Origin of the sequence: Citrobacter sp. S46_ASV_140, assembly GCF_018919545.1 — a bacterium.
Classification (GTDB): Bacteria; Pseudomonadota; Gammaproteobacteria; order Enterobacterales; family Enterobacteriaceae; genus Citrobacter; species Citrobacter braakii.
The window spans coordinates 1-5,840 of the sequence record NZ_JAHLRC010000174.1; the positions used below are offsets into that span (position 1 = coordinate 1).

The 5,840-nt window shown below is 51.3% G+C and carries 5 protein-coding genes; 2 read left to right on the forward strand and 3 right to left on the reverse strand.

Features of this window, described 5'->3' with window-relative positions:
* The first annotated feature begins 431 nt into the window (after positions 1–431).
* On the forward strand, positions 432–1,034 hold the full coding sequence (locus KQJ19_RS22000) for a response regulator transcription factor (protein WP_047501367.1): 603 nt from the start codon (positions 432–434) through the stop codon (positions 1,032–1,034).
* An 18-nt stretch (positions 1,035–1,052) separates the two neighbouring features.
* On the opposite strand, the gene KQJ19_RS22005 is transcribed toward KQJ19_RS22000, so the two are convergent.
* Positions 1,053–1,403 carry a lysozyme gene (locus KQJ19_RS22005; protein WP_103766978.1) on the reverse strand — a complete coding sequence of 117 codons (351 nt, stop codon included), beginning with the start codon at positions 1,401–1,403 and terminating at the stop codon, positions 1,053–1,055.
* A gap of 71 nt (positions 1,404–1,474) precedes the next feature.
* Positions 1,475–2,029, reverse strand: a complete 555-nt coding sequence (locus KQJ19_RS22010) for a GNAT family protein (RefSeq protein WP_216404147.1) — start codon at positions 2,027–2,029, stop codon at positions 1,475–1,477.
* Positions 2,030–2,196: 167 nt separating this feature from the next.
* Between KQJ19_RS22010 and KQJ19_RS22015 the strand changes: the two genes are divergently transcribed.
* A complete protein-coding gene (locus KQJ19_RS22015; protein ID WP_181546705.1) occupies positions 2,197–3,786 on the forward strand; it encodes an STY4199 family HEPN domain-containing protein in 1,590 nt (529 codons plus the stop codon).
* Between the two features lie 27 nt (positions 3,787–3,813).
* Here the strand turns inward: KQJ19_RS22015 and KQJ19_RS22020 are convergent, their stop codons facing one another.
* Positions 3,814–5,463, reverse strand: coding sequence for an alpha,alpha-trehalase (locus KQJ19_RS22020; RefSeq protein WP_049283130.1), 1,650 nt, complete (start codon positions 5,461–5,463; stop codon positions 3,814–3,816).
* Positions 5,464–5,840 lie beyond the last annotated feature (377 nt).

Genomic DNA, 5,840 nt, shown 5'->3' on the forward strand with positions numbered 1-5,840 from the left:
GCTGAAAGAGAGCGGGGATAAACGTTCTGAAGAGTTCATTCTTCTTCGGGAGTGGATTTGTTGCATCAGAAACCATGATCACCTTCCCATTCTCATGCCCGAATGATCATTTAATGCGATATTTTGTTTTGTAACATATTTGTCTGTTATCGTGAGTTCCTTATTTTTAGCTAAGAATATAAACTCCGGATTATTAATATTAGTAGTCCAGGTTTGAACATCAAATATTAAGGATTTTCTGAATATTTGACCCCGATTTTGATCCTTTGTGTGATTCTTTGGTTTCAGCTGTAACTATTTATAACGTCTGCTTCTTTCTTCTCCGTCTATCGGTAAAATAGCCTCCGCCAAATGGTGACTTCATATTTTGCCCCTCGGATAATACCCTTCCGCGTGTTAAGGCTAATATCTTATTCAGACGGAGATAAATAATGCAGTTAATAATGTTTGACAGGCAGTCAATATTTATTCATGGAATGAATGTAATTTTGCAAGAGCGTATTCCAGGAGTGAATGTTCAGGGTGTCAGTCAGGCAGATGATCTTTGGCGGACGCTGGAAGACAATCCTGATGCACTGGTAATGCTGGATGGAGATTTTGACGCTGAGTTCTGCCGTAGCTTGCTGCAACAGATAGCAGCACGCTTTGCGAAGGTAAAAGTGCTGGTAACCGCAACGGACTGCCGTAAAAAATGGCTACAGGAAGTCACGCAATTAAACGTGCTGGCCATTGTTCCGCGCGATTCTGATGCGGAAACCTTCACGCTGGCACTCAATAGCGTCGCGATAGGTATGATGTTTATCCCCAGAGATTGCATCACAGCGACCGAATGTGGCGGGCAAAATATCAGATTGCTCAGCGCGCGTCAGCGGGAGATTCTGACGATGCTGGCCGCCGGAGAATCTAATAAACAAATTGGTCGATTATTAAATATCAGCACTGGAACGGTAAAAGCCCATCTTGAATCGCTGTATCAGCGCCTGGAGGTAAAAAACCGTACGCAGGCGGCAATGATGCTAAACGACACCCTATAATGGGAAAATATTTCACAGTCAGACTGTTTCTGGCTGTGAAATAGCCCACGGCCAGAATTCAGCAGTGCAAAACCGGCTAATCCCCACGCTGAGCATCCATGCAATTAACGCTTCCTGTTGAAACCGATCTTGTATTTGCGGCATTTCCTTATGGATGAATGCCTCGCAGATATTTATATCCGCGAGCAGCAATGTTTCGGCTTGCATCAGCATAATTGGGGCATCAAAGGATTCATCTGCGGTGATTTCGTGCCCGTAGCCAATGACCCAGATCCCCTTTTTGTCCTGATACTTTTCCAGCGACAGGCCCTGCCATTGCTTAATAAATGCGATACAGGCGGGCGTGAAATGCGTCGAATGCAGCGGCATAATAATCTCTGTACAAAGAGACCTATTTTAAGAAACACACCCCGTTACGCCAGCCGCCATCCAGCCATTTTTTACAGCAAAACGCCTGATGGCGCGGGCGGCTGATATTCCTGTTTTAACAGGCCGAAAATCCAGTCATCATGCCAGGTTTGATGTAGCCAGTAGCTTTCTCGCAGCGTGCCTTCGAGAATGAACCCGACCTTTTCCAGTAGACGCCGTGAGGCATCGTTTCCTGCGGTGACGCAGGCCGTCAGTCGGCGTAGTCCTCCGGCGGTAAACGCATACTCGCAAACGGCATGCAGGGATTCAGCGCCATAACCTTTGCCCTGCGCCTCGGGAGTGAGCAGAAAGCCGACCTCGGCACATTCATTTCTATCCTGAATATATCCGGTTACCCCAAGCGGTACGCCCGATGCCTTATCGCACAGGACCAGGCACAGCCAGTGTGGACTGCCGGGAGACCATTCAGGCAAGCGGGAGTCAAAGACTGTCCGTATCTCCTCTTCGGTACGCGAGTCAGCGACAAAGCGCATCACATCTGCGTTCTGCTGTAACGTTAAGAAAAACGCCCAGTCGTCATGTGTGAGTGGGCGGCAGATCAAACGCGAGGTTTTCAGTACAGGCACAGGCTTATCTCCAGAATAATTTTCAATGATTGTGCGGAAGTCACTGTAAAACATATTTATTTGCTATATGAATGTGTTTTAGTCTGTGGCGGCACAGCGCTGCATTTAAAAAAGATAACTACACACCATTGTGAGGCCGCACTTTTTGGGTCCTTTTAGGGAAGATAATGACCAATAGCGCGTTACAGGCGACATGTACACCCTTCGAACATTGTTTGGGGATAATCCGCCAGGCCTCGGTAGAAATTTTGCTGATGCTTGGCGTGCGCGTCGCAGAGGGTAAAGATCCACGCTGGTTTCTCGAGCAGCTTGACCAGGCGCGATTGAATCTGGGAGGTTGGGGCGTTGTCGCCAGGCGGTTGCAGATGAATGACGCGCAATTGAGTCAGTTCACGTTGCGGCTACGCCATCTTCAGCAGAGCGTGCCGCAATATGAAAATGGCCAGGACGTCAGTGAAAACCAACTGATTTCTGCGCTGCGCTTTGTCGCTTCTCTGGAACAGTTGCGCCAGCAACAGCCCCTCCTGAAGTATCCAACCGAAATTGAACGTGCAGAGCCGGATGCGCAGATGCGGGCGCAGCGTCAGCTTCGCGCAATAGAATTAACCCTCAAATCCCTGATTGCGCGGGTATGGCCGGATCAACATCCGCTCAACAGCTTCCTGAAACAGCACTTTGGCGGTGAACGTCTGCGTCGCTGGTTAAAGCTGGGGGAAAGTCGGGATGCGCTGGACGGCATGATGTTTAGCGAACTGGCGCTGATGGTTGTCGATAAGAAGTTATTCGTTCGGCATTTTAGCGAGATTTTTAACGATACCTCGGTGCTCATGTCGTTTGTTGAGCCACGTATCACGCTGAGGATGTTCCTGGATGACTGCCGCCTGGCCCGTAACTGCGTTATCGCGCAGCAGCCGCTAACCTCAGTACAACTGCTGTTGCTGGATTGCCAGTACCGACAGATTACTCACCCTGTGCAGCGGGCATTTGAAGAACGGCGTACGCGCATTAATCCTGCGTCGTATCTGGCGTCCGATGAGGCGACGGTTCGCCAGTTTTGGGAAAGCGCAAAGCAAAAAGACGAGCAGGCGGGGGGCGATAAACAGGAAATCGCAGACAGTATCGATCCGCCGGAGAAGCGGGCCAGGCGCACGGCGGAAGAACGTGAACAGCTGATTTCCGGCATGTTGTGGGTAGCGGTCGGCGTGATGGTGCTGGTGATTTCGCTGGGCGCGTTCTGGTTATTCACTTCGCCAGCGCCACAAGCGTCTTCCGGGCTATCCGTTGAAATCGTGCAGGAGGAGCCACGGCGTGATGCCCCTGGTGCGCGGGAGTCGGTGACCCGAATGGGCATCACCTGGGATGCCTTTAACATGCGCGCGGCTATCGAGCGCAACGACACCCGTGTGACGTCACTTTTCCTGCAGGGCGGGATGGACTGGAAGCTGGCGTGGACGGAGCAGGCATTCTCGGCAGGCAATACCGAGGTGTTGAGGCTGCTGCTGCGTTACCCTTCGCAGATGAGTGAGAGTAAGCCATGTCGGCAGTTTATGACTACGGTCAGCCATGCGATGGCGAATGGGGCGTCACTCACATCGCTGCATAAAAGCTATCTGCAAAGTTTTTGTTCGGTGCCGGCGGTTGTCGCGCGTCAGCAGTATGACCTTGAACAGGCCGAGCTACGCGTTCGCGCGCAGCCAAGCCCAGAGAACAAGAAATGGCAAAAAATTCACGCAGAACTGTACGATGCGATTAACTGACGGTCTGATAATTCAGACCGTCAGTTGCTAGGGTTCGCCATACAGACCGATGAGTCGGCGCACCACGCCATTGGTCCAGCCAAAGCCGTCCTGCAACGGATATTCCCCGCCGCCGCCTTCGCGCGGCGCGGCGTCGGCGATGTGGTATTTTTCGATAAGCTTGTGGTGTTCCTGATAAAAGAGATTCACCGTTTTTAACCAGTTACGGGCGATTTCATCCCCAAGATGGTCGTCGCCGTAAAGTTTGAAACCCTGGATTGCCATCCACTGCAGCGGCGCCCAGCCGTTGGGTTTATCCCATTGCTCACCCGTTTCATGCTCCGTGGCTAAAATCCCTCCGGGGGTTAGCAGGCGACTGCGTACCGCATTAGCAAGTCGGTCGGCTTGTTCATGCGTTGCCATGCCGACATACAGCGGCACAATACTGGCGGCAGAGAACAGAGCCATTTGTTCGCGCCGCCAGTCGTAATCGCGATAGCAGCCGTTTTCATCGTCCCAGAGATAGCGATTCACCGCATCGCGGCGGTCATTGGCTTTCTGGCGAAACTGCGCTTCAGTGCCTTTGTCGCCTTTCAGTGCGGAAATATTGGCGATAGTGCTTTCCAGCTTGTAGAGGAACGCGTTCAGGTCAATAGGGATGAACTGAGTGGTGCGTATGCTGGCAAGACGGCCTGCATCGCGTAGCCAGCGCGAGGAGTAATCCCAGCCGGAGGCCGCGCCCGCGCGCAAATCCCGATACACTTCATTGGGTGGGCGACCCGAATGCTTGGCGGTCTCGACGTCTTCAAGCCACGACTCATCGCGTGGCGTATCACGATCGTCCCAATAGCGGTTGAGCAGGGAGCCGTCCGACATTCTGATCACGTGACGGTAGGCCTGGTTGAGTACCAGGGAATCTGCGCCATCCATCCAGAACGCGTACTCCATTTTTAGATGATCAAGGTAACGACGCGCGCCGCGTACGCCATCCTCTTCAAACAGTTCGACCATCAGCGCAAAGACCGGCGGCTGCGAGCGACTCAGGTAGTAAGTACGGTTACCGTTCGGGATGTGACCATAGTTTTCAATCATCCAGGCAAAGTTATCCGCCATACATTTCAGCAGATCTTCGCGACCGCTCTCCGCCAGACCCAGCATGGTGAAGTAGGAATCCCAGTAGTAGGTTTCACTAAAACGTCCGCCGGGCACAATATATGACTGCGGTAACGCCAGCAGCGAGGACCAGGGAATGTGATCCTGTGGTTCGCGCGTCAGCACTGGCCACAGTTGATCGATATGCTCTTTCAGCGAATTTGCCGGGTCAGAAACATATTCACTGGAGGGCGTTTCCGGGAGCCAGAAGTGGTTCTCGACGAAGCGTCGCAGATCAAAGTCGCGGTGGCGTTTAACCTTGCGATAGCGGATCAAAATATCCAGCGGATCCATTTTCGGTGCACAGTCGGGGAAGGTTTTGCTATCGGCAAACAGTTTCGACGACTGAACGTGTTCGAACAGCTCGAGGTAACGATCGGCGGGAGTTAACGCATCTGAGGCGGGTAACCCTTCAATCATCTCCGGTTCAGGCTCCGCCTCAATCATTTCATCCAGCTTTAACTCGCACGGATCCATTTCATAAAGCAGATCGATGTCGATCGTCATTTCTTCAGAAGGGGCGTGGGGTAGTTTCTGGTTGAGCATAATGCGAAAGACCTCCGATGGACGTTGAAAGATTAAGGCTATTGCCCGCTCGTCAATTAAGCGTAGACATTCGCTTCGGTATCTGGTGAGTAAAGCGTGCGGTCGATCACATTTTAGTGCTGCGCAATATCCAAAAAATAAATCTATCCCAATGAAAATAATGCAGAATTCCGAATTCTGCACAACCTGAGGATATTCCATTTTCAGAACATTCGATTGCAACGAGGTGTGAACACAACCTGGTAACGTTTAACTCTATAATAGGCACAGGCTATTCTATCGATAGTTCTCCTCCATGTAATTGCTTGATACTTATCAAAATAGTAATCCCCTCATTTCCTATGATGGTCAGGTCTGACAAAGACTGTCTATTAATT

What these genes read in the sequence shown, in the direction of transcription:
- KQJ19_RS22020 (WP_049283130.1), bottom strand. Translation starts at nt 5,463, where the DNA reads ATGCTCAACCAGAAACTACCCCACGCCCCTTCTGAAGAAATGACGATC.
- KQJ19_RS22005 (WP_103766978.1), bottom strand. Translation starts at nt 1,403, where the DNA reads ATGCCGCTGCATTCGACGCATTTCACGCCCGCCTGTATCGCATTTATT.
- KQJ19_RS22000 (WP_047501367.1), top strand. Translation starts at nt 432, where the DNA reads ATGCAGTTAATAATGTTTGACAGGCAGTCAATATTTATTCATGGAATG.
- KQJ19_RS22015 (WP_181546705.1), top strand. Translation starts at nt 2,197, where the DNA reads ATGACCAATAGCGCGTTACAGGCGACATGTACACCCTTCGAACATTGT.